The sequence below is a fragment of the Dokdonia sp. 4H-3-7-5 genome, assembly GCF_000212355.1.
Lineage (GTDB): Bacteria > Bacteroidota > Bacteroidia > Flavobacteriales > Flavobacteriaceae > Dokdonia.
The window spans coordinates 65,580-85,830 of sequence record NC_015496.1; the positions used below are offsets into that span (position 1 = coordinate 65,580).

General features: G+C 37.7%; 18 protein-coding genes. 3 read left to right on the top strand and 15 right to left on the bottom strand.

Translation table 11 applies throughout. The annotated features are described in order from the left end of the window. Positions 1–38 precede the first annotated feature (38 nt). Both KRODI_RS00295 and KRODI_RS00300 read right to left on the bottom strand, forming a co-directional pair. A complete protein-coding gene (locus KRODI_RS00295; RefSeq protein ID WP_013749559.1) occupies positions 39–725 on the bottom strand; it encodes an HAD family hydrolase in 687 nt (228 codons plus the stop codon). A gap of 43 nt (positions 726–768) precedes the next feature. Continuing rightward, positions 769–1,623 (bottom strand): family 16 glycosylhydrolase, encoded by an 855-nt coding sequence (locus KRODI_RS00300; protein ID WP_013749560.1) that lies wholly within the window; start codon positions 1,621–1,623, stop codon positions 769–771. A gap of 92 nt (positions 1,624–1,715) precedes the next feature. On the opposite strand from KRODI_RS00300, the gene KRODI_RS00305 reads away from it, so the two are divergent. Next, positions 1,716–2,570: a DUF5694 domain-containing protein gene (locus KRODI_RS00305; RefSeq protein WP_013749561.1), complete on the top strand. Its 855-nt coding sequence runs from the start codon at positions 1,716–1,718 to the stop codon at positions 2,568–2,570. 20 nt (positions 2,571–2,590) lie between these two features. Here the strand turns inward: KRODI_RS00305 and KRODI_RS15020 are convergent, their stop codons facing one another. The 4 genes from KRODI_RS15020 to aroC all read right to left on the bottom strand — a co-directional run bounded on the left by KRODI_RS15020 (position 2,591) and on the right by aroC (position 6,960). Next, positions 2,591–3,409 carry a lamin tail domain-containing protein gene (locus KRODI_RS15020; protein WP_013749562.1) on the bottom strand — a complete coding sequence of 273 codons (819 nt, stop codon included), beginning with the start codon at positions 3,407–3,409 and terminating at the stop codon, positions 2,591–2,593. Between the two features lie 6 nt (positions 3,410–3,415). After that, positions 3,416–4,198 (bottom strand): hypothetical protein, encoded by a 783-nt coding sequence (locus KRODI_RS15025; RefSeq protein WP_013749563.1) that lies wholly within the window; start codon positions 4,196–4,198, stop codon positions 3,416–3,418. Between the two features lie 119 nt (positions 4,199–4,317). Continuing rightward, on the bottom strand, positions 4,318–5,763 hold the full coding sequence (locus KRODI_RS00320) for a dicarboxylate/amino acid:cation symporter (RefSeq protein WP_013749564.1): 1,446 nt from the start codon (positions 5,761–5,763) through the stop codon (positions 4,318–4,320). A 132-nt stretch (positions 5,764–5,895) separates the two neighbouring features. Beyond that, positions 5,896–6,960, bottom strand: coding sequence for a chorismate synthase (gene aroC / locus KRODI_RS00325; RefSeq protein ID WP_013749565.1), 1,065 nt, complete (start codon positions 6,958–6,960; stop codon positions 5,896–5,898). Between the two features lie 172 nt (positions 6,961–7,132). Between aroC and KRODI_RS00330 the strand changes: the two genes are divergently transcribed. Continuing rightward, positions 7,133–7,945: a UDP-2,3-diacylglucosamine diphosphatase gene (locus tag KRODI_RS00330; RefSeq protein WP_013749566.1), complete on the top strand. Its 813-nt coding sequence runs from the start codon at positions 7,133–7,135 to the stop codon at positions 7,943–7,945. 27 nt (positions 7,946–7,972) lie between these two features. On the opposite strand, the gene KRODI_RS00335 is transcribed toward KRODI_RS00330, so the two are convergent. Next, positions 7,973–10,888: an FAD-binding and (Fe-S)-binding domain-containing protein gene (locus tag KRODI_RS00335; protein WP_013749567.1), complete on the bottom strand. Its 2,916-nt coding sequence runs from the start codon at positions 10,886–10,888 to the stop codon at positions 7,973–7,975. 90 nt (positions 10,889–10,978) lie between these two features. On the opposite strand from KRODI_RS00335, the gene KRODI_RS00340 reads away from it, so the two are divergent. Continuing rightward, positions 10,979–11,473 (top strand): hypothetical protein, encoded by a 495-nt coding sequence (locus tag KRODI_RS00340; RefSeq protein ID WP_013749568.1) that lies wholly within the window; start codon positions 10,979–10,981, stop codon positions 11,471–11,473. On the opposite strand, the gene bshA is transcribed toward KRODI_RS00340, so the two are convergent. From bshA to KRODI_RS00380, 8 genes are all read right to left on the bottom strand, one after another. Next, positions 11,474–12,604, bottom strand: a complete 1,131-nt coding sequence (gene bshA, locus KRODI_RS00345; protein WP_013749569.1) for an N-acetyl-alpha-D-glucosaminyl L-malate synthase BshA — start codon at positions 12,602–12,604, stop codon at positions 11,474–11,476. Between the two features lie 93 nt (positions 12,605–12,697). Continuing rightward, positions 12,698–15,619, bottom strand: a complete 2,922-nt coding sequence (locus tag KRODI_RS00350) for a glycoside hydrolase family 3 N-terminal domain-containing protein (RefSeq protein ID WP_013749570.1) — start codon at positions 15,617–15,619, stop codon at positions 12,698–12,700. A gap of 147 nt (positions 15,620–15,766) precedes the next feature. Beyond that, positions 15,767–16,261, bottom strand: a complete 495-nt coding sequence (locus KRODI_RS00355; protein ID WP_013749571.1) for a hypothetical protein — start codon at positions 16,259–16,261, stop codon at positions 15,767–15,769. Positions 16,262–16,331: 70 nt separating this feature from the next. Further along, on the bottom strand, positions 16,332–17,123 hold the full coding sequence (locus tag KRODI_RS00360; protein ID WP_013749572.1) for a (Fe-S)-binding protein: 792 nt from the start codon (positions 17,121–17,123) through the stop codon (positions 16,332–16,334). A gap of 33 nt (positions 17,124–17,156) precedes the next feature. Further along, entirely contained in the window at positions 17,157–17,591 is a 435-nt protein-coding gene (locus KRODI_RS00365; RefSeq protein ID WP_013749573.1) for a phosphoheptose isomerase, read from the bottom strand. Beyond that, positions 17,584–17,925: a hypothetical protein gene (locus KRODI_RS00370; protein ID WP_013749574.1), complete on the bottom strand. Its 342-nt coding sequence runs from the start codon at positions 17,923–17,925 to the stop codon at positions 17,584–17,586. Before KRODI_RS00370 ends, KRODI_RS00365 begins: the two co-directional genes overlap by 8 nt. Next, positions 17,915–19,261, bottom strand: coding sequence for a (Fe-S)-binding protein (locus tag KRODI_RS00375; protein WP_013749575.1), 1,347 nt, complete (start codon positions 19,259–19,261; stop codon positions 17,915–17,917). Before KRODI_RS00375 ends, KRODI_RS00370 begins: the two co-directional genes overlap by 11 nt. A 25-nt stretch (positions 19,262–19,286) precedes the next feature. Continuing rightward, positions 19,287–20,231, bottom strand: a complete 945-nt coding sequence (locus KRODI_RS00380; protein ID WP_013749576.1) for an MlaD family protein — start codon at positions 20,229–20,231, stop codon at positions 19,287–19,289. Positions 20,232–20,251 lie beyond the last annotated feature (20 nt).

A 20,251-nucleotide genomic window follows, 5' to 3' on the forward strand; every position in this document is an offset into this window, starting at 1 on the left:
TGAACAGTATTTATGAAATGGCTACCATAAAATTGACATTATAAATGCTTAAGAATCTCGCTGGACATTCCAAAAGACTTGAAACGCTCGTGAGTAATCTCTATATCTACCTGCTCATGCGCCCATGTAGTATGGAAAGGAATATGAAATGCATGACCTCCTATTTCTAAGACTGGCAGCACATCAGACTTTAATGAATTACCTATCATAAGAAAAGATGTTGGGTCTATATCAAGGTGTTTTACAAGCTTGAGATAATTTGCTGGCTGCTTGTCTGACATTACTTCTATGTGATGAAAATATTTTGAAAGTCCAGATTTTTCTAATTTCCTCTCTTGATCTAGAAGATCTCCCTTTGTGGCCACTACGAGTTTATACTTATCAGAAAGCTGGTCCAGCACCTCTTCTATGCCATCGATAAGATCTACAGGAGCATTAAGCATCTCTTTACCTATATCTATAATGCTTGCAATAATCTCATTAGTCACCTTCCCTTCAGAAACTTCTTGTGCACATTCAATGAGTGATAATGTAAAAGGCTTTATCCCGTATCCGTAAAGTGAGAGATTACGCATTTCCATTTCAAAAAGCCGTTGTTGGCAAGACTCATAGTTAATATAGGGGCTCAGTAATTTACACACCTCATCTTCGGCATCACGGAAGAAAGTTTCATTTACCCATAAGGTATCATCTGCATCAAAGGCAATCGTATGAATGTTGTTCATGATATTGTTTTAAGCACGCTTTCGCGAAAGCGTAATAATTCCTTTAATCCAATTCGTACACACGTACATAATCTACCTCCATTGCTGCCGGAAATATAAGGTCGTCTACCTCACCTCCAAGATTACCTCCTACGGCAATATTGAGTATAAAATAGTACTCCTTCATAAAAGGCCAGTTTTCATTATTATAATCTTCTGGACGATCTATGGTAAGCGTGATGTTATCTGGGCTGTCTATGTAAAATTGAAGTTGATCTTCTTTCCACAGCAATCCATAAATGTGAAACTCCTCTTCGATAGTAGGAAGCGCAATAAAATCTGTTGAAATTTGTGTTCCATTAGAGTGGTTATTTGCAACACTATGTATAGTTTGTAATACTTGATCTGGATTCTTACTCACATACTCCATCACATCAATCTCCCCACATTGTGGCCATCCTATCTCTGTAATATCTGCTCCAAGCATCCATAACGCAGGCCAGATACCTTTTCCTTTATAATCTGGCATCTTTGCTCTGATGGCTACGTGACCGTATTGCACTTTCTGAGTACTAGTAATTCTAGCAGAAGTATAATCGCCTACTTTTTGACTTTCGCCCTCTTTCTTTACAATAATTTTGAGAGACCCATCTGCCACCTCAACATTATTCCCATCTGTATAATTTTGTAATTCGTCATTTCCCCACCCAGTAGCACCTGTTTTGTAATTCCACTGCGAGGTATCTACAGTTGTACCATTAAATTCTTCACTCCACTTTAACTTTTTAGTTTCTGTTGCTTCTTGAGAAGAGGATTCTACTTGTTCAACATTACGCTCTAATTCTTTATTGTTTTGATTTGTTTCTTTACAGCTCACAATAGCTGTAAAAAGAAATATTAGAAGGATGCTATTTTTCATGATAATAGGGTGTGAATTTGTAAAGTTTAAAAATACAATATAAGTGTAACAATCATAAATGTAATGGGTCAATATGAGTAAACAACCACACCATGAAATACGTTATTCTATTATGTATAATTTTAATGGCTTCTTGTGCACAAGTCGAGCCAAAAATCTCTGAAAATCCGTCTGTTGCTAGCTATGACTCTTTCTATAACCAAGAAAGGGCTAAGGTACTTGTAGTGGGTACATTTCATTTTGATTATCCTGGCCTCGATGAAGTCAAAACTGCCGAAAGTGATAAAATAGATATTCTTACAGAGCCTAAAAAATCTGAAGTAACAGCGCTAGTCAACTATATAAAGCGCTTTAATCCTACTAAAATTGCTATAGAAGCTTTTCCTGAGTGGAACACGAACGAGAAATTTAAAGATTACAAGAAAGGACTCAAAAATAATGAGCGCGATGAGCGCTACCAGCTTGCCATGCGTATTGCGCAAGAGTTATCTATAGACTCTTTATATCCCGTGGATGCTGGAAATATGCGAAGCGAACTATGGGAAAGAGATTCTATTACTTTTAAAGAGCTTTTTGGAAAGATAGATTGGGAAGTATCTGATCCATACTGGAAAATGGCCGAAAAATCTTTTGAGCAAGATGATAGACTTACGAAGGAATTACCACTCCTCGATTATTTTAAAAGAATGAATACGAGAGCCGCTCATAATTTTAATTATGGTTTGTACTTAACAGGTTCTTTTGAAACTGGCGATGGTCAAGGAGCAGATCACCTTGCTACTTGGTGGTATGATCGTAATCTTAGAATCTTTAACAACATCCAGAAAATCACTAATGATAATAATGATAGGGTTTTGGTAATAATAGGTAATGGTCATGCATCGATACTTAGACATCTTTATGAAGCCTCTCCAGAATTTGAATACATAGAATTTGATAGTTTATAGGTGTAAACACCATATAACTCCTAATTGAAACTCTGACTATTATTTGATGCTCCAGGAGTACTAGTCGCAGAAGTTGTCCAGCTAAAATTAGCATACATATTACCTGGCCCACCGGTAAGTTGTAGAGATTCACCTATGGGTGTAGCTGTATTTTCTTCTACACCTATATCTACGGAAGTTATTCCCGCTGCCACTCCAGCAGTAGCAGTAAACGCACCTTCATAACTTAAAAACTGAATGACTTTACCCGCTGGATTTACAAGCGCGATTCCATCTGGCTCTGGACCACCATTTTGAATACCACCAGGTGGATAGTTAATAACTGTAAAACCAAAACCATTCCCCGTGTCGTTAGCGATAAGTCCTGATAAAAACTGGGTATCGTAAGCATCGTTATTATTACCATTATAAAGAACAATGGAATATCCGTTTATATCTAAACCAGCAGCACCTGCTATTTCAATAAATTCTCCCGTATCTGTACCTATATTTTCATAATGTATCTCATTTATCCAAATATCTGTTCTCGCGGGAATTTCTGAAGCACATTTTATATGTCCCCAAAATTCTCCATTAAAAACATCAATACATCCAGTAGCTTCTACATAGACCATCATACCTTTATCTGCGATAGTTGTTGGTATACCATCTCTAGCTGCATCAGATGGAATTCGTGGTGGCATAAAACCTAAATAAGCTCCAGCACCATCTACTTGACTACTTACTTCAAGCATCGACTTTTCTGAGGGGTTTCTTGTACCTACTCCTACTTGGCCTACTACAACAAATGAATAGAAAATCACTCCAATTACACACAAACACTTTTTTGAAAAACTCATAATCTTCTAATTAAAAGTTTGCCCTACATTCTTTACACCTGCTGTGCTTTGACCTGCGGCACTTATACTCCAAGCAAAATCTATAAAAGAATTACCTGATCCAGTAAGATGTATAGATTGTGTTGCTGTTGTACTTGTGTTCTCTACTACACCTACATTAATTGATGTAAGTCCGTTTGCTGGTCCACCAGTAGCTGTGATAGTTCCTTCATAACTCAAAAACTGTATCACTTTACCATCCGGACCTACTAGCGCAAAGCCACTAGTGTCATTTCTTAAATTGCTAGCATCTACAGAGATCGCTCCGAAGCCATTTTCTTCATCATCTATAGTTCCTGAAAGTGTTAGGATTGCTGCATACGGTTGTCCTGTATCTGCACGGTATCTCACTAGGTAATAACCAGAGATATCTAAACCAGCAGGACCAGCGATTTCTATGAACTGATTTACATCTGTCCCACTGTTTGTATAATGAAATTCATTGATCCAAATGTCTGAGGGTCCTCCAGAGCAATAAATACTTTCCCATGCTGTGCCTGTCCAAAAGTCTAAACAGCCAGTTTCTTCTACAAAAACCATTAGACCTATATCTGTAGTAGTAGGTGCGATACTTACTTGATTTGCCGTAGTTGCTACTCTAGGAGGTATAAACCCTTTATAAGCACCAGCTGTAGTAACACCACTTATTTCGAGCATAGCAGCAACAGAGGGTGTAGTGGTTCCTATACCAACTTGGGCATACGAAAATGTAGTTGCTAGTAGCAACAAAGAAAACATAAAGACTTTCATAACTATGATTTTAAACATCATAGCTAAGCAATTAATTTACAATGTAGTAGTTTGGGATTATGAAAGTAATGAAGATTTATCTTACAAAATATAATTACATGTAATTTTCGGCTAACTACCTATTTTTCAGGATTAAAGGCGTCGTCTGGATTTACTGTATCATCATAATTGAGCATTCCTTCCGTTTTTGCAATAATAGAAGAAACCGTTGCATCTCCTGTAACATTTACCACCGTTCTACACATATCAAGAATACGGTCTACAGGAAAGATAATCGCAATCCAAGCTGGATTTAAATCTACAGAACCTAGAACAATAATTAGCATCACAAGTCCAGCACTAGGTACCGCTGCAGATCCTATAGAGGCTAGTGTCGCCGTGAGCACGATTGTAAGTTGTTGCCCTATCGTAAGATCAATCATGTGAAGTTGTGCCAGAAAAACAACTGCTACAGCTTGGTATAAAACGGTACCATCCATATTTACTGTAGCACCTATAGGGAGTACAAAACTTGTTATTTTCTTATCTACTCCTAGATTATCCTCCACACACTCCATCGTTACAGGAAGTGTCGCAGCGCTACTTGAGGTAGAGAAAGCTGTAGTTTGTGCAAGTCCCATTGCTTTAAAAAAGCCTTTATAAGGAATAGTACGCACAAAGATTTTAATAATAAGTGGGTACATCACAAATACCATAAGCATTAAGCCTAAGAACACTGTAAGTGAGTACCATGAAAGTCCTTTAAATATTTCAACCACCTTACCTATATCGTCACCTGCCATCTTACTTATGACACCCGCTAATAATGCAAACACGAAAAATGGGGAAGCTTGCATCACAAAATCTACCATCTTTAAAAAGACCTCCATCACACTATCTACTAGTTTAATGACTGGTCCAGACTTTTCTTTAGGAATAAACAACAAGCTAATCCCAAAAAATATGGCAAAGAAGATAATTTGCAACATTAAACCATTATCAGTAAGTGCTTTAAAGAAGTTTTGAGGCACAAGATCAATAAGAGGCTGTAAAGGACCAGCGTCTTTAGTCGCATTTGCAGTTTTCATTTTTTCTGCAACAGTAGCATCTTCTCCTTTAGATTTTACGAGTTCATTTACACGTCCTGCGCGTTCCATAAATTGAGGATCTTGTAAATAATTTACGCCATCCTTAATTTCTACACCTTGTTCTTGAGCCCATAGCTCATAGCTTATTCTATTATCTATACGACTCTCTTGATCTACGAGGGCACCAGGTTTTACAATATTTACAAGTGTTAGCCCTAATCCTACAGCTAGTAATGTTGTGATGAGGTAAGCTAGAAGTGTTTTTCCACCCATTCTACCTAGACTAGAAGGATCACCTATACCAGCAACTCCAGCTATGATAGAAAACAGAACTAAAGGAACTGCGATAAGCTTTAAAAGGTTGATAAAAATAGTTCCAAAAGGAGCAATCCAATTAATCGTAAAATCACTTAATCCTACCGAAGAAGACACTAGTGCCCAAACCACACCTAAAATTAATCCAATAATAATCTTCCAGTGTAGTGCTAATTTTTTCATAGGTAGTAGTTCCTTCTTGAATGAAAACCCAACTAGTGAGTTGACTATGTGATGTTTAAATTTATTTCAAAATACTATAAATCCCTCGGAGGCAAATAGCTTTACTACCTACCATTCCTCGTAAATTTATTTCTACAATCTAACAGATTTATTTCGTAGTACAAAATCTGCAATAACAAGTGCTGCCATCGCCTCTACAATAGGTACTGCACGAGGTACTACACACGGATCGTGCCTTCCCTTTCCTTGCATTTCCACTACTTCCCCAGCGGCATTTATAGTTTCTTGCTTTTGCATTACAGTTGCAACTGGCTTAAATGCCACCTTGAAGTAAATGTCCATTCCGTTAGAAATACCTCCTTGAACACCGCCACTCAGGTTAGTTTTAGTAGTTCCGTCTGTATTAAAATGATCGTTATGATCACTGCCTTTCATAGTCGCCCCTTGAAAACCGCTTCCATATTCAAACCCTTTTACAGCATTTATTGATAGCATTGCTTTTCCTAGCTCTGCATGAAGTTTATCAAAAACTGGCTCTCCAAGACCTACTGGCACATTTTGTATTACACAAGTAATAACACCTCCTATAGTGTCTCCTTGTTTTTTTATTTCTTTAATTTTTTCTTCACACGCTTTCGCGAAAGCGGGATCTGCACACCTCACATCATTTTTTTCAATCTCGCTAAAGTCAAGATCTTGATATGGTGTATCCATAGATAAATCTCCCACAGCACTTGTAAATGCATGAAAGGATATGCCCTTTAAAAATTGTTTTGCAATGGCTCCAGCTACAACGCGACTGGCAGTTTCTCTAGCCGAAGATCTTCCTCCGCCACGGTAATCACGGTTACCGTACTTCTTGTCATATGTATAATCTGCGTGGCTAGGTCTGTAGGTATCTTTAATATGTCCGTAATCCTTAGATTTCTGATTAGTATTAACAATCTGAAACCCAATAGGCGTTCCCGTTGTTTTATCCTCAAAAATTCCTGATAAGAAATCTACGGTATCTGGCTCCTTACGTTGTGTTACAATCTTAGATTGACCAGGCTTACGACGATCTAAATCATGCTGAATCGCATCAAAGTCAATGCTCAAACCGGCAGGACATCCATCTATAATTCCGCCTATAGCCTTACCGTGTGATTCACCAAAAGTTGTGACCTTAAATATAGTTCCGTACGTATTACCTGCCATCGTATGTGTTTTTAACAAATGTAAATTGAAAAGGCCATAATCAAAAGCTAAAAACTCACTTAATGATTAATTAACTTGATCTCTATTACATAACTATAACTTTTATACTTCTTAACATCTACTTTACCATCCTCTCTTAAAATCTAAAGACCTTACAAGCAAAACAATCTCGGTGAAAAGACCCGTAGAAATTGCAGTACTATCAGACATACATCTAGGCACATACGGCTGTCACGCTACAGAAGTCTGTCTATATTTAAACTCCATCGCACCAGAAATACTCATCTTAAATGGTGATATTATTGACATCTGGCAGTTTAGAAAACGTTTCTTTCCTAAAGAGCACCTTAAAGTGATTAAAAAAATAATCACACTTGCCTCAAAAGGAACTCACGTATATTACATCACTGGCAATCATGATGAGATGCTTAGAAAATTTAGCGATGCTACCATGGGAAACATCCACCTCATAGATAAACTTGTTCTCAATCTAGATGGTAAAAAAGCTTGGTTTTTTCATGGTGATGTTTTTGATGTTTCTATACAGCACACAAAATGGATTGCAAAACTAGGCGGCTGGGGTTATGATTTTTTAATTCTATTTAATAGACTCCTCAACAAATGGCTCGTAAGTACGGGAAGAGAAAAGTATTCTCTCTCAAAAAAGATTAAAAATAGTGTAAAAGGAGCTGTGAAGTTTATCAATGATTTTGAAACAACAGCCACAGATCTCGCTATCGAAAACAAATTTGATTACGTTATTTGCGGTCATATACATCAACCCGCAAAGCGATTAGTGCATAATCAAAAAGGAAGTACACTCTACTTAAATAGCGGCGACTGGATTGAAAACTTGAGCTATCTAGAGTATCATAACCGTAAATGGAGTCTCAACTACTACAGAGAAATCCAGCCTAAAAAATCGCATAACAGCTCAAAAATTCTCCTAGAGCCCAGAATGTTCAAACCAGATATTCTTAATTAATACTCAATAGCCACGTACCATTAATTATTACTCTAAAAGCGCATCGCGTAACACGGTTATAGGATGCACAGCGACTCGTGCTGTACCGTCTTTAATCTGATGCCTACAGCTTGTACCATTGGCTACAATAATAGTCTCACCATCTGCTTTTCTTATCGCAGGAAATAGCGTTTGCTCGCCTACTTTCATACTCACCTCATAATGCTCTTTTTCATACCCAAAACTACCCGCCATCCCACAACAACCAGAAGGTATAATAGTAGGAGTATAATTTAAAGGAAGATTAAGAATGGCAAACGTATGTGACACAGAGGAAAGTGCTTTCTGGTGACAGTGACCATGTATTTTTAGTTTTTTGGCTTTCGCCGAAAATTGCTCGGAGGTAATAACACCTCGTTTAATTTCACTATGTAAAAACTCTTCAATTAAAAATGATTGTGCCGAAAGCTTTTGGGCAACCTCCACATCATCTGCAAGACGAAGATATTCATCTCTAAATGACAAAATAGCCGAAGGTTCAATACCTAGAATTACAGTGTCTTCTGCTAAATCCTTGAATAGTTCAATATTCTTATTTGCTAGTGTCTTAGCCTCCTCAAGAAATCCTTTAGAAATGTAAGAGCGGCCACTATCGTGATTAGTCACAACTTCCACCTCATAACCAAGGCGCCGTAACAGCGTTAAAGCATCTTGCCCAATGTTTCCATCTAGATACTGAGTGAACTCATCAATGTATAAAATGACTTTTGTTTTACTTTTTAATTTCTGATTTACACTAGAATTAGCTTTTCCAGATACATCTGCGGAATCTGAAAATACGTTTAATAAAGGTAGACTTCGCTCTGGTGCTATGCCCAAGCTAGCTTTTGCTATACCCGCAGTTATTTTAAGAAGTGTATTATATATTCTAGGAGAAAATGCTCCTAGTTTATTGATTTTTGTCGTGTTTGCAAATAGTTTTGTACGAAGACTACTCCCGTTAGCTTTCTGATATTGATACTCAAACTCAGCTTTTAATGTAGCTACATCCACATTACTAGGGCACTCACTAGCACAGGCTTTACAGCTTAAGCAAAGGTCAAAGACCTCCTTTAACTCTGTATGATCATATTTATTAGACTTATTTGATGTAGTAAGAAACTCCCTTAAGGCATTTGCTCTTGCTCTTGTTGTATCCTTCTCGTCTCTTGTTGCTCTGTAACTAGGGCACATCGCACCTCCTGCGCTTGGTAATTTTCTACAATCGCCGCTTCCATTACATTTTTCGGCAAGTCTTAGAATTCCTTGGTTATCCTCAAAATTCATGAGTGTCTCTACCGCTGGCTCTTTGCGATCTACTTCATACCTCAAGCTTTCGTCCATCGGGAAAGCATCGATTACTTTTCCAGCATTAAATACTTGATGAGGGTCAAAAGCTTTTTTTACAGCTTTCATTACCTCATAATTCTCATCACCTACCATCATAGAGATAAACTCTGCTCGCACGATGCCATCTCCATGCTCGCCGCTCATAGAACCATTGTATTTTTTAACCAGATGCGCTACATCTGTAGTTATCTGTCTAAAAAGTGCTACATCTTGTGACGTTTTGAGATCAAGAATAGGACGTAAATGTATTTCTCCCGCACCAGCGTGGGCGTAGTACACGGCATCTTGCTCATGTCTTTTCATGAGCGCAGTAAATTCACTTATATATGGTGCAAGATCATCTAGTGCTACCGCTGTATCTTCTATACATGCCACGGCCTTTCTATCACCTATCATATTCCCAAGCAAGCCAAGACCAGCTTTGCGCAGATCCATTGCTTGTACAATCTGATCTCCTTGTAATATAGGATATGCATATCCTTGCCCATCCTGCTGTAAACTATCTATAAGCTCTTCTGCCTGCTGCATGGCCCCTTCAAGAGTAGCATCCCTTAACTCGAACATTAATATTGCTGCTGGGTCGCCTTCTATAAAAAATCTATTTTTCTCTTGCTCCCGATTGTTCTTAGTACAATCTAGGATCACCTTGTCCATCATCTCACAAGTATAAAGATCATGCTTCATGGCGGGTACCACAGCCTGTAAACATGAATCTAAATCCTTGTAATGCCCTGCGACCATAACACCAAAAGCAGGCGGTAGCACATCTAACTGCAAGGTGATCTCTGTGGTAAATGCAAGTGTACCTTCACTACCAGATAATAGTTTACAGAAATCAAAAGGTTTTCCATGCTCTTCAAATGGTGCGGTACTAGCGATTTCATCAAGTGCGTAACCCGTATTTCGGCGATGGATTTCAGGTTTTGGAAACTGCTCTTTAATCTCATTGCGAACGGCACTTTGAGAAAAGTAATCATTTGCTGTCTTATAAATGGAACCTTCCAAGTTGACAAGGTTCAATTTTTGGCGAAAGCCAGTTACATCCAGTTCTTCAAAAATAGCCTCACTACCATCAGATAATACCGTCTTTAATCGAACAACTTTATCTCTTGTAACACCGTACTTAATACTAGTGGTTCCAGATGAGTTATTTCCCACCATTCCACCTATCATACATCTGTTTGCAGTAGACGTATTCGGCCCAAAAAACAAACCATGGGGCTTTAAAAATAAATTGAGTTCGTCTCTTATAACACCAGGTTGTACTGTTACCTGCTGCTTGTCTTTATCAAAGTGAATAATCTCTGTAAAATGCTTAGACACATCTACCACAATACCATCGCCCACACATTGCCCAGCAAGGGAGGTTCCCGCCGTTCTTGGGATAAGGGTGATGTGTTGGGCTTTCGCGAAAGCGCATAATTTCTTAATATCATTTACCGTCTTAGGAAATGCAACAGCAAGCGGAATTTTGCGATATACAGAGGCATCTGTGGCATAGATAATCTTATGTAGTTGATCTACATGCAAATCACCTTCTAACTGACTTTCTAATTTTTTAAGACCCATTTTCATTAAGATAAATGTAACTAAAACTTTATGTAGCTCTTAACGTTATTACTATATAATTACTAATAGTTTTACCGACTCAAACAAACAATTACAATGAAAAAAACACTAGTTATTGCCCTGCTTTTTCTAGGATTAAGTGGAATAGTTTATGCTCAAGAAATCTCTCCTAACGCAATAGGATTGAGAATTGGAGACAACGACGGATTCAGTACAGAAGTAAATTACCAAAGAGCTTTAAGTGAAAACAACAGACTAGAATTAGGACTAGCTTGGAGATCAGGAAACAACTTTGACGCAGTAAAAGGAACAGGAATTTACCAGTGGGTATGGAACATCGATGGCGGTTTTAACTGGTATGCAGGTGTAGGTGCCGCTGTAGGTGCTTTTGATGTAGATAACGACGCTCCTTTCTTTGACGATGATGACAATGAGTTTTTTGTAAACGCAGCTGGAGATATAGGTATTGAGTATCGTTTTGATATCCCATTACTATTATCGCTAGATTTTAGACCAGAAATAGGGATACTAAATGACTTTGATGATGATCTAGAATTTGACGTAGCGTTAGGAATACGTTACCTATTTTAATCAAGAGACTTTTTCTAAAGCTCTCTTATAAAGAGATTCATAAAGCGGCACAATGTTTTGTATATCAAACTTGGCCGCTTCTTTTCTTGCGTTTGTTTTGAACTTTGCAAGCGTATCATCATCTTCTAAGATTCTAATGGCGTTTTGAGCCATATCTGCAATGTTACCTACGTTAGATAAGTAACCGGTCACTCCATCTACATTCACTTCTGGAATACCGCCTGCGTTACTTGAAATCACAGGCACACGATTTACCATCGCTTCTAGCGCCGCAAGTCCGAAGCTTTCTGCCTCAGATGGCAGCAGGAATAAATCAGAAAAACATAAGATTTTATCTACTTCATTACTGTTTCCTAAGAAACGTACTTTATCTTCTATACCCAGTTCTTTTACGCGTTCCTCTGCAGCTTCTCTTTCTGGACCTTCACCTACCATAAGTAGCTTAGAAGGAATTTCTAGTTGCAAACGATAGAACACCTCAATCACGTCTGAGATGCGTTTTACCTTTCTAAAATTACTCACATGCGTAACAATACGCTCCCCTTCATTTGCCATTAAATCACGCTGGCACTCTGTAAAAGTATCTGTTATTGCACCAAAATCTATAAAATTAGGCACCACATCTATCTCTCTAGTAATTTCAAAAAGCCTTAGCGTATCCTGTTTTAAACTTTCTGACACGGAGGTTACAACATCACTATTATTGATGCTAAAACTTACCGCAGGGCGATAAAATGGGTGACTACCTACAAGCGTAATATCTGTACCATGTAGCGTCGTTACCATAGGCACATGGATTCCTTCTTGCTTGAGCATTTCCTTTGCCATGTATCCTGCATATGCGTGAGGAATCGCATAGTGTACGTGTAAAATATCAATTTTTTCTTTCTTAATAATTTTTACCAGCTTACTAGAAAGTGCTAGCTCATATGGCTGATAATGAAAAAGCGGATAATCTGGAACGTTTACCTCGTGAAAATGAATATTGTCATTTAATAAAGCTAGGCGTACAGGTTGCTTATATGTTACAAAATGTACTTCGTGACCTCTTTTTGACAGGGCGATTCCTAGTTCTGTTGCTACTACTCCACTTCCTCCAAAGGTTGGGTAACAGACAATTGCAATTTTCATAACAGGATTTTTGATAGATTTCTTTTTTGCTTTCGCGAAAGCGCACTCACATCATATCACCTACAATACGAGTATATAAATAGCACTTCAAATTTAATCAATTAAAGCATTATAAATGACTTCTTGAATTTGGGTTCTCAAACCAGATTTTATGAGGGCACGGTTATCCATAGTGGGGAATGTTCTATTTGATAGAAACACATAGACAAGTTCGTTTTCTGGATCTGCCCAAGTGTATGTACCCGTAAAACCACTGTGCCCAAAACTCGTCATAGGCACACAACCACAGGTAGGACCACCACCGCTCAATTGTGGCTTATCAAAACCCACACCTCGTCTAACATTATTATCACAGTAATAACAAGTATTAAAGCGATCCATAGTCTCTTTTGAAAAATAGCGCTTACCACCATAATAACCATTTTGAAGATACATTTGCATCATTTTGGCAACGTCATTTGAGTTTGAAAATAATCCAGCATGACCTCCAATATTACTCTGCATAGCCGCTCCCATGTCATGTACATAGCCTTGCACTTTCTGGTTGCGCCAGTAAGAGTCATTTTCTGATGGTACAATCATATCTTTAGCATACTTACGCAATGGTCTGTAGCCAGTAAAATTTGCTCCTAATGCATTATAAAAATGTGATCGTGTAATTTCATCAAGATTATCATTGTAGTGATCTTCTAGAAATTTTTTCATCAAATAATAAGGAAGGTCACTGTACTTGTAAGAAAGCCTAGACCTAAGATCACTATCTGCTATTTTCTTTACTAGAGTATCACCGTATCCTGTGCGCAGGTACATTTTTTCGGCAACTTTAATATTATAATTTTCTGAGTATGCCGTGCTATAATAATCATCAAGTGGCTTTTTTGTAACAGAATCTAGTGTGCTGATATAAAAAGGGATCCATGCCTTAAAACGACCATAGTGTGATAGCGCATCTTTGAGTGTTATATTTGCTTTATTACTCCCTTTAAGTGCAGGAATAAGAGCGCCTAGTTTATTTTCTAATGCAATAGACCCTTCACTCTCAAGCTCCATCAATAAAGGTAAAGAAGCTAGTATTTTTGTCATAGAAGCAACATCATACATGTCTTCTGGACGTACAGCGCGCTTTTTATTGTAGGTGTGATATCCAAAGCTTTTATCGTAAATCACTTTACCACGGCGGGCAACTAGTACCTGAGCACCTGGCATCATCGCTCTTTTGATTCCAAGATTTACAAGGGAATCAATTTTGATATTAAGCGTATCTGAATCTACTCCTACCTCTTCTGGAATTCCATATGAAAGTCTTCTTAAAGTTCCAGATTGTAAACCTGTCCTTATTGGCGTTTTACCAAGAGAAACTGGTAGCCTTCCTTTACTAGGTATAGCTCCAAAAATAAGTTGGGCGCTTTTTTCTTGGGCTAGCTGGCTATTTTGATAACTGTGAATTATAGCCTCAATATCTGAGCTATTTTGCAAATCTAGCATTGCATAAGGTCTTACAAAAAGGTCTAAAACGACAGTTTTAGTTTTTGCTATCTCTGTAATCCATCTAATCTCTTCTGCCGAAAATTTATAGGACTTCCAAGGGTTTGCATTAGATCTATGAAAACCTATAATAACATAATTATAATCTTTTAATTCTTTCTGTGCAGCTTCAAGAGTTTTTGATTTTATCTCAGCCATCTGCGCATACTTGCGTAGTTGGAATTTAAATGCAGATCCATCATCATCACCTAAGCCTAAATAAGCAATCTTTTTCTGATCTATATTTACTACAGGAAGCACATTATTGTTATTCTTAGTAACGGTTATTGCGTTTTCTATAGCTTCACTATAAACCACGTCATCAATACGTGCATTAAGATCATCAAGAAGGTATTTTGTGACTACGGGTTTGTATTTATTTAAGCCCACTTTATACTTAGCATATAAAATTTTCTTTACCGAGTGCGCTAGTCTCTCTTCTGTAATCTTACCAGACTCAAGAGCCTTCATAATTTTGGCAGATGCAGAAGATACATCTTCACTTATCAATAAAATATCATTTCCTGCCTCAAAAGCTGCAAGATCAATATCTCCAGGCTCTTTAAAATTTGCAGCGCCTTTCATATTTAACGCATCTGTAAATATCAAACCGTGAAAGCGGTAATCTTCCTTAAGCATTTTTGTCACGATAGTAGGTGAGATACTTGTAGGCACTCCCACTTCTGGTACGAGAGCTGGCACATTAAGGTGTGCAACCATAATACTCGCAATACCGTTCTCAATAATTGGCTTATATGGATACATCTCTACACTCTGCAGACGTTCCTTAGTGAAGTTAAGCGTAGGTAGCGTTTTATGACTGTCTTTATCTGTATCACCGTGACCTGGGAAGTGTTTTGCGCTTCCTAAGACTCCAGCTTCTTGCATTCCTTCCATGAAGGCAATTGCTTTTTCTGTAACGTTGATTTTATCTTCGCCAAAAGATCTATTTCCTATAATAGGATTTGCGGGATTGATATTAATATCTACCACTGGAGCAAAATTAATATGTACCCCTAAACGCTTAGAATGCTCTCCTATACGCTTTCCTACTTTCCTTACAATATTATTATCTTGTATAGCTCCTAGCGTCATATTCCAAGGAAAAGCATAGGTACTATCTAATCTCATCGCAAGTCCCCACTCTGCATCCATCCCTATGAGAAGCTTCGTTTTTGCCAGTTCTTGAAATTCATTATTGAGTTTTGCTTGACGCATAGGCCCACCCTTAGAAAATATAAGTCCGCCTATGTGTTCTTCTTTGATAAGCTTTTTAATTTTATCAATTTTAGCCTTAGGATCACTAGAGAACACATCAACCATAAATAACTGTCCCACGCGTTCCTTTGGCGTCATTTGCATATAAACAGAATCTACCCATTTACGCTGTGCAATAATGTCATTTGCATAGAGCGGGTATCGCTCTTGAGCATAAGAAATTACGGAAACAAATAAGAAGAATAATATGGTGATAATGCGTCTAGGCGCCATAAATGCAATATTTTAAGTTGTAGAAACGACTGCAATAACGACGCCAGATAGCGCTTATTACATTCTAATATAAAAGTAAAGGGTTTGAGGTACGCTTTCGCGAAAGCGTGCAAATCTTAACAACATCTTAAGACCTTCAAGTTACTTCTATTTACCCTTCTTGAGAAAACGAGAATGCCAGCTATCTATTGCTGGAATTTCCCAATTAGTTTTATACTCACCTACATTTGCAACAAGGTTATTGAAAACTATAGTGTTTTTACTTACCGCACCATCTTTAACCATCTTCTTAAACTCAAGCAATGTTTTATAATGAATACGATTATTCTGATAATAGGTCACATTCATTTTATCTAGTAAGTCTACACCTAGCTCCTCTTGCTGCGCTATGATAAAACGCACTTGACTATCAATTGAGCATCCTGTTGCAGCAGCTTCAGACTGGTCAAGACCTATCACAATAAAGCGGTCATATTTAATCTCAAAACCAGCCTTTAGGCTTGCTCCGTGAGCTGTCCAGCTTGTTAAAAAAGTAGCTATATCTTTCTCTAGTTGAGCTACTTGTTCTTCTGTAAATTTTTGATCAGATTGATATAACCAGATTCTTGATGAGTCAGAAAGTGAATTAAAATCTACAAGCATAATTTATTATTTAGGTAAAAAAGCGGACTCTTTCGAAATCCGCTTTTCTAATATTTCAAAAAATATAATTTTATAATTCTTCGGCAGATGCTATCATTTCGGCAACATCCATTACCTCGACGCTACCTTCTTTTTCTTTACCTTTTATTCCGTCTGTCATCATAGTATTACAGAAAGGACATCCAGCAGCAATAATATCAGGCTTTACTTCGAGTGCTTGCTCTGTGCGCTCTATGTTTACGTCTTTATTTCCTGGTTCTGGCTCTTTAAACATTTGCGCTCCACCAGCTCCACAACAGAGTCCGTTAGTCTTGCACTTACGCATTTCTACAAGTTCTACATCAAGCTTACGTAGTAAATCTCTTGGCGCCTCATATACTCCATTTGCACGACCTAAATAACAAGGATCATGAAAAGTGATACGCTTTCCTTTAAACTTACCTCCTTCTACCGTAAGGCGGCCATCGTCTAATAATGACTTTAAAAATTGCGTGTGGTGTACTACTTCATAATTTCCACCTAATGATGGGTACTCATTTTTGAGAGTATTAAAACAGTGCGGACAAGCCGTTACTATTTTCTTAACTTCATATCCATTAAGCACCTCAATGTTGGTCACAGCTTGCATCTGGAATAAAAATTCATTTCCAGCACGTTTTGCTGGATCTCCAGTACAGCTTTCTTCTGCTCCTAAGACAGCAAAATCTACATTTGCTTTATTTAAGATACGTGCAAAAGCCTTTGTTATCTTCTTTGCTCTATCATCAAAACTTCCTGCACAACCTACCCAAAATAATACTTCTGGTTGTTTTCCTAGCGCCACATACTCGGCCATAGTGGGTACTTTAAGTGTCTCGCTCATATTCTTGTATTCCGTGTAAAAAACGGTATTTAATTAATCTTCAAAAACTTCAATAGTTACTTTCTTCTCGATAAGGTCTGTAAACTTCCCTTTGTAACGAGTTGCTTTTACTAAGTGATTATCTACCCAGTGATAGTTACCTCCTCTAGGTTTCCCCATAAGTAAGCTATGGAATTTAAACCCATGACGGTTAAGCCATTCTGTAGTAACCGCTCTGTGCTCTTCTGTTCTAGAGGTAAAGAAGCAAATAATATGACCTTCATCATGCCATTTATTTAATGTTTTAAGCGCATCTGGAAATGGCTCACATGTACCCATACGCTCTGGCTCCTCATTAGGAACATCTTCTGTAATGGTGCCATCTATGTCAATTAAGTAATTTTTGACTCCTTCAGGAAGCACCGGACTTACGTGTTCACCATCCTCTAGTTTCTCACTTAACATCTTGTCTACGTCTTCTTTATTCATGGTTGTCGTTTAAATTCTTAAAATCTCTTTTACTAAATCTTACATAAAGTGCCAATCTGTGTTCACCTGGCTTTTTATACTTTGGATTATACCGCTCCACAAGGGACTGCCTCATTGCTTCTTCACGTAACACTGCCATCTGAGACTCACTACAGTAATCACAAAAAATCTTCTTTACGGTGACGCTATCTACTTGCAACTGTTCATTTACAAAAAGACGTGTGTACATTTTAAATTGTAAGCTATCTATTTTATAATTCTTTGTAGAAGATTGCGCTTTCGCAAAAGCGAAACTCAACAATAACCCTACAATTATAAAATATCTATGCTTCATTAATCCAGTTACCTCTATCCATCTGGTTAAACGGCCATGGCGCTCCATTATTCTCGATATTTGTCATCGCGTTGTTTAAATCTGTAGGCGCTGCACTTTCTTCCATTACCATGTAACGACGCATATCAATTATAATGCTTAAAGGATCGATACCTATAGGACACGCCTCCACACAAGCATTACAGGTCGTACAGGCCCAAAGTTCCTCTTTTGTGATATAATCATCAAGCAACTGCTTGTTATCCATCACAAATACTCCATTATTTTCATCTATATTTTTACCTACTTCCTCAAGACGGTCACGCGTATCCATCATGATTTTACGAGGGCTCAATTTTTTTCCAGTTTGGTTTGCAGGACATTCACTTGTACAGCGACCACACTCTGTACAGCTATATGAGTTCATAAGTTGTACCCAGTTAAGATCTGTCACATCACTTGCTCCAAATTTACCCACCTCAACTTCTTCTGCACCTTCGGCTGGGGCTGCAAAAGGATCTGCATTAGGATCCATCATAAGCATAACCTCGTCTGTTACAGCCTTAAGATTATTAAATTCTCCTTGTGGTTTAAGCTTAGCATACCAAGTATTTGGAAATGCAAGTAAGATATGTAAGTGCTTAGAATAGTATAGGTAGTTTAAGAAAATTAGAATACCTACAATGTGTAACCACCAAGCAGCACGCTCAACAACAACAATCGAGCTTATTGACATGCCATCAAAAAGTGGTGCAATAAAACTACTTATTGGGAATGAACCTGTAATGCTTCCATCTGCCGAAGCATAATGGTCTGCTCCCATTAATTGCAATTGTAAATCTGCGGCGTTCATTGTGAGAAATAAACCCATTAATACCACTTCAAAATACAAGATGATATTACCGTCAGCCTTAGGCCATCCTTTAAGATCTGAGCTTATAAATCGTTTAATGTTCATCACATTACGACGTAGCCAGAATATAATTACGGCAACTAATACTAAGAAAGCAAGAATTTCAAAACTTCCAATTAAGAAATCATAAAGTCCGCCTAGAAAACTAAATATTCTGTGAGTACCAAAAAGTCCATCTATGATAATCTCGAGGACTTCGATATTAATAATGATAAAACCTACGTAAACAACTACGTGTAAAATCCCAGAAACTGGTCTCTTTACCATTTTGTACTGGCCCAAGGCAATTTTTGCCATGTTCCGCCAGCGTTGTGGTTTGTTATCAGAACGATCTACGTCCTTTCCTAGATTAATATTACGTAGGAGTTTCTTGATGTTTTTAACAAAAAAACCAACTCCTAAAACTAGAACAATGAGAAAAATGATGTTTTGTACGTATTGCATATAAATTCGTTAGTTAAGCTCGCGCCTACTGTAACGAATCTTTAGGCGGAGTGTACTCCCCTGGTTTTTTCCCGAAGAGTGAAAAATGTACATAACGTTTTGGGTTAAGCTTCATATCTTGTAGAAGATCTCCCATCTGGTTTGCTGTACGATCCAAATTTAAGTAAAGTTGGTCATCATTCAAAAGTTTACCTACGGTTCCTTCAGGAGAATTTAACTTATTAGATAATTCTTGGAAATCTGCTATAGTTTTCTCTAAATCTGCAACCATTTGTCCCATTTGAATTTTAGAAAGCGAATCTGATAAAGTTGCAAAGTTGCCACTCATTTTATCTAGATTAGTAATCGTACGATCTAATTTGTCTTGATTAGAAGCCAGCAACCCATTTACAGATTTAGAAATTCCTTTCATCTCTCGAGAAGCATCTGTAAAGTTTGCAATTGCATCCCTTAAGTTGGCTCTTGTATCTCTATCTAATACTGAGTTCACATTCACTAGCAATGAATCTGTATCTCCTATTACTTTTTCAACTTGATTTTGAAGTGGAGTTAGACGCTCATTTACAAGCTCCATGATTCCTTCGCCCATTTCACCAGGCAAAGTATCCCCCGTTTTCGCATTTCTTCCTTTCTCGTAAGAAGGAATAATAGCCAAAGATTTACCACCTATAAGACCACCTCCGTATACTCTCGCGAGGCTATTGTTTGAAAATTCAAAATCTTTTTCTACTACAAATTTAACCACGAGTTTACCGCTACTATCTGCAAAGTCTATAGACATTACTCTACCTACTGGTAATCCGTTTATGGTTACCTGTGAAGACGGTGCAAGTCCTTCTACATTGTCATATTTTGCATAAAGGATTTTGCTTTTATCTAAAAGGTTATTGCCTTTTAGATAGTTGTAGCCAAATATTACAAGCAGCAATGCTGCGATAACTAGAATGGCGGTTTTTATTTCTTTAGACATTAAATAAGATGCTTATTGGT

Bases quoted from the DNA above. Each gene is read 5' to 3' on its own strand.
- KRODI_RS00295 (WP_013749559.1), bottom strand. From the start codon at position 725: ATGAACAACATTCATACGATTGCCTTTGATGCAGATGATACCTTATGG.
- KRODI_RS00300 (WP_013749560.1), bottom strand. From the start codon at position 1,623: ATGAAAAATAGCATCCTTCTAATATTTCTTTTTACAGCTATTGTGAGC.
- KRODI_RS00305 (WP_013749561.1), top strand. From the start codon at position 1,716: ATGAAATACGTTATTCTATTATGTATAATTTTAATGGCTTCTTGTGCA.
- KRODI_RS15020 (WP_013749562.1), bottom strand. From the start codon at position 3,409: ATGAGTTTTTCAAAAAAGTGTTTGTGTGTAATTGGAGTGATTTTCTAT.
- KRODI_RS15025 (WP_013749563.1), bottom strand. From the start codon at position 4,198: ATGAAAGTCTTTATGTTTTCTTTGTTGCTACTAGCAACTACATTTTCG.
- KRODI_RS00320 (WP_013749564.1), bottom strand. From the start codon at position 5,763: ATGAAAAAATTAGCACTACACTGGAAGATTATTATTGGATTAATTTTA.
- aroC (WP_013749565.1), bottom strand. From the start codon at position 6,960: ATGGCAGGTAATACGTACGGAACTATATTTAAGGTCACAACTTTTGGT.
- KRODI_RS00335 (WP_013749567.1), bottom strand. From the start codon at position 10,888: ATGAAAATGGGTCTTAAAAAATTAGAAAGTCAGTTAGAAGGTGATTTG.
- KRODI_RS00340 (WP_013749568.1), top strand. From the start codon at position 10,979: ATGAAAAAAACACTAGTTATTGCCCTGCTTTTTCTAGGATTAAGTGGA.
- bshA (WP_013749569.1), bottom strand. From the start codon at position 12,604: ATGAAAATTGCAATTGTCTGTTACCCAACCTTTGGAGGAAGTGGAGTA.
- KRODI_RS00350 (WP_013749570.1), bottom strand. From the start codon at position 15,619: ATGGCGCCTAGACGCATTATCACCATATTATTCTTCTTATTTGTTTCC.
- KRODI_RS00355 (WP_013749571.1), bottom strand. From the start codon at position 16,261: ATGCTTGTAGATTTTAATTCACTTTCTGACTCATCAAGAATCTGGTTA.
- KRODI_RS00360 (WP_013749572.1), bottom strand. From the start codon at position 17,123: ATGAGCGAGACACTTAAAGTACCCACTATGGCCGAGTATGTGGCGCTA.
- KRODI_RS00365 (WP_013749573.1), bottom strand. From the start codon at position 17,591: ATGAATAAAGAAGACGTAGACAAGATGTTAAGTGAGAAACTAGAGGAT.
- KRODI_RS00370 (WP_013749574.1), bottom strand. From the start codon at position 17,925: ATGAAGCATAGATATTTTATAATTGTAGGGTTATTGTTGAGTTTCGCT.
- KRODI_RS00375 (WP_013749575.1), bottom strand. From the start codon at position 19,261: ATGCAATACGTACAAAACATCATTTTTCTCATTGTTCTAGTTTTAGGA.
- KRODI_RS00380 (WP_013749576.1), bottom strand. From the start codon at position 20,231: ATGTCTAAAGAAATAAAAACCGCCATTCTAGTTATCGCAGCATTGCTG.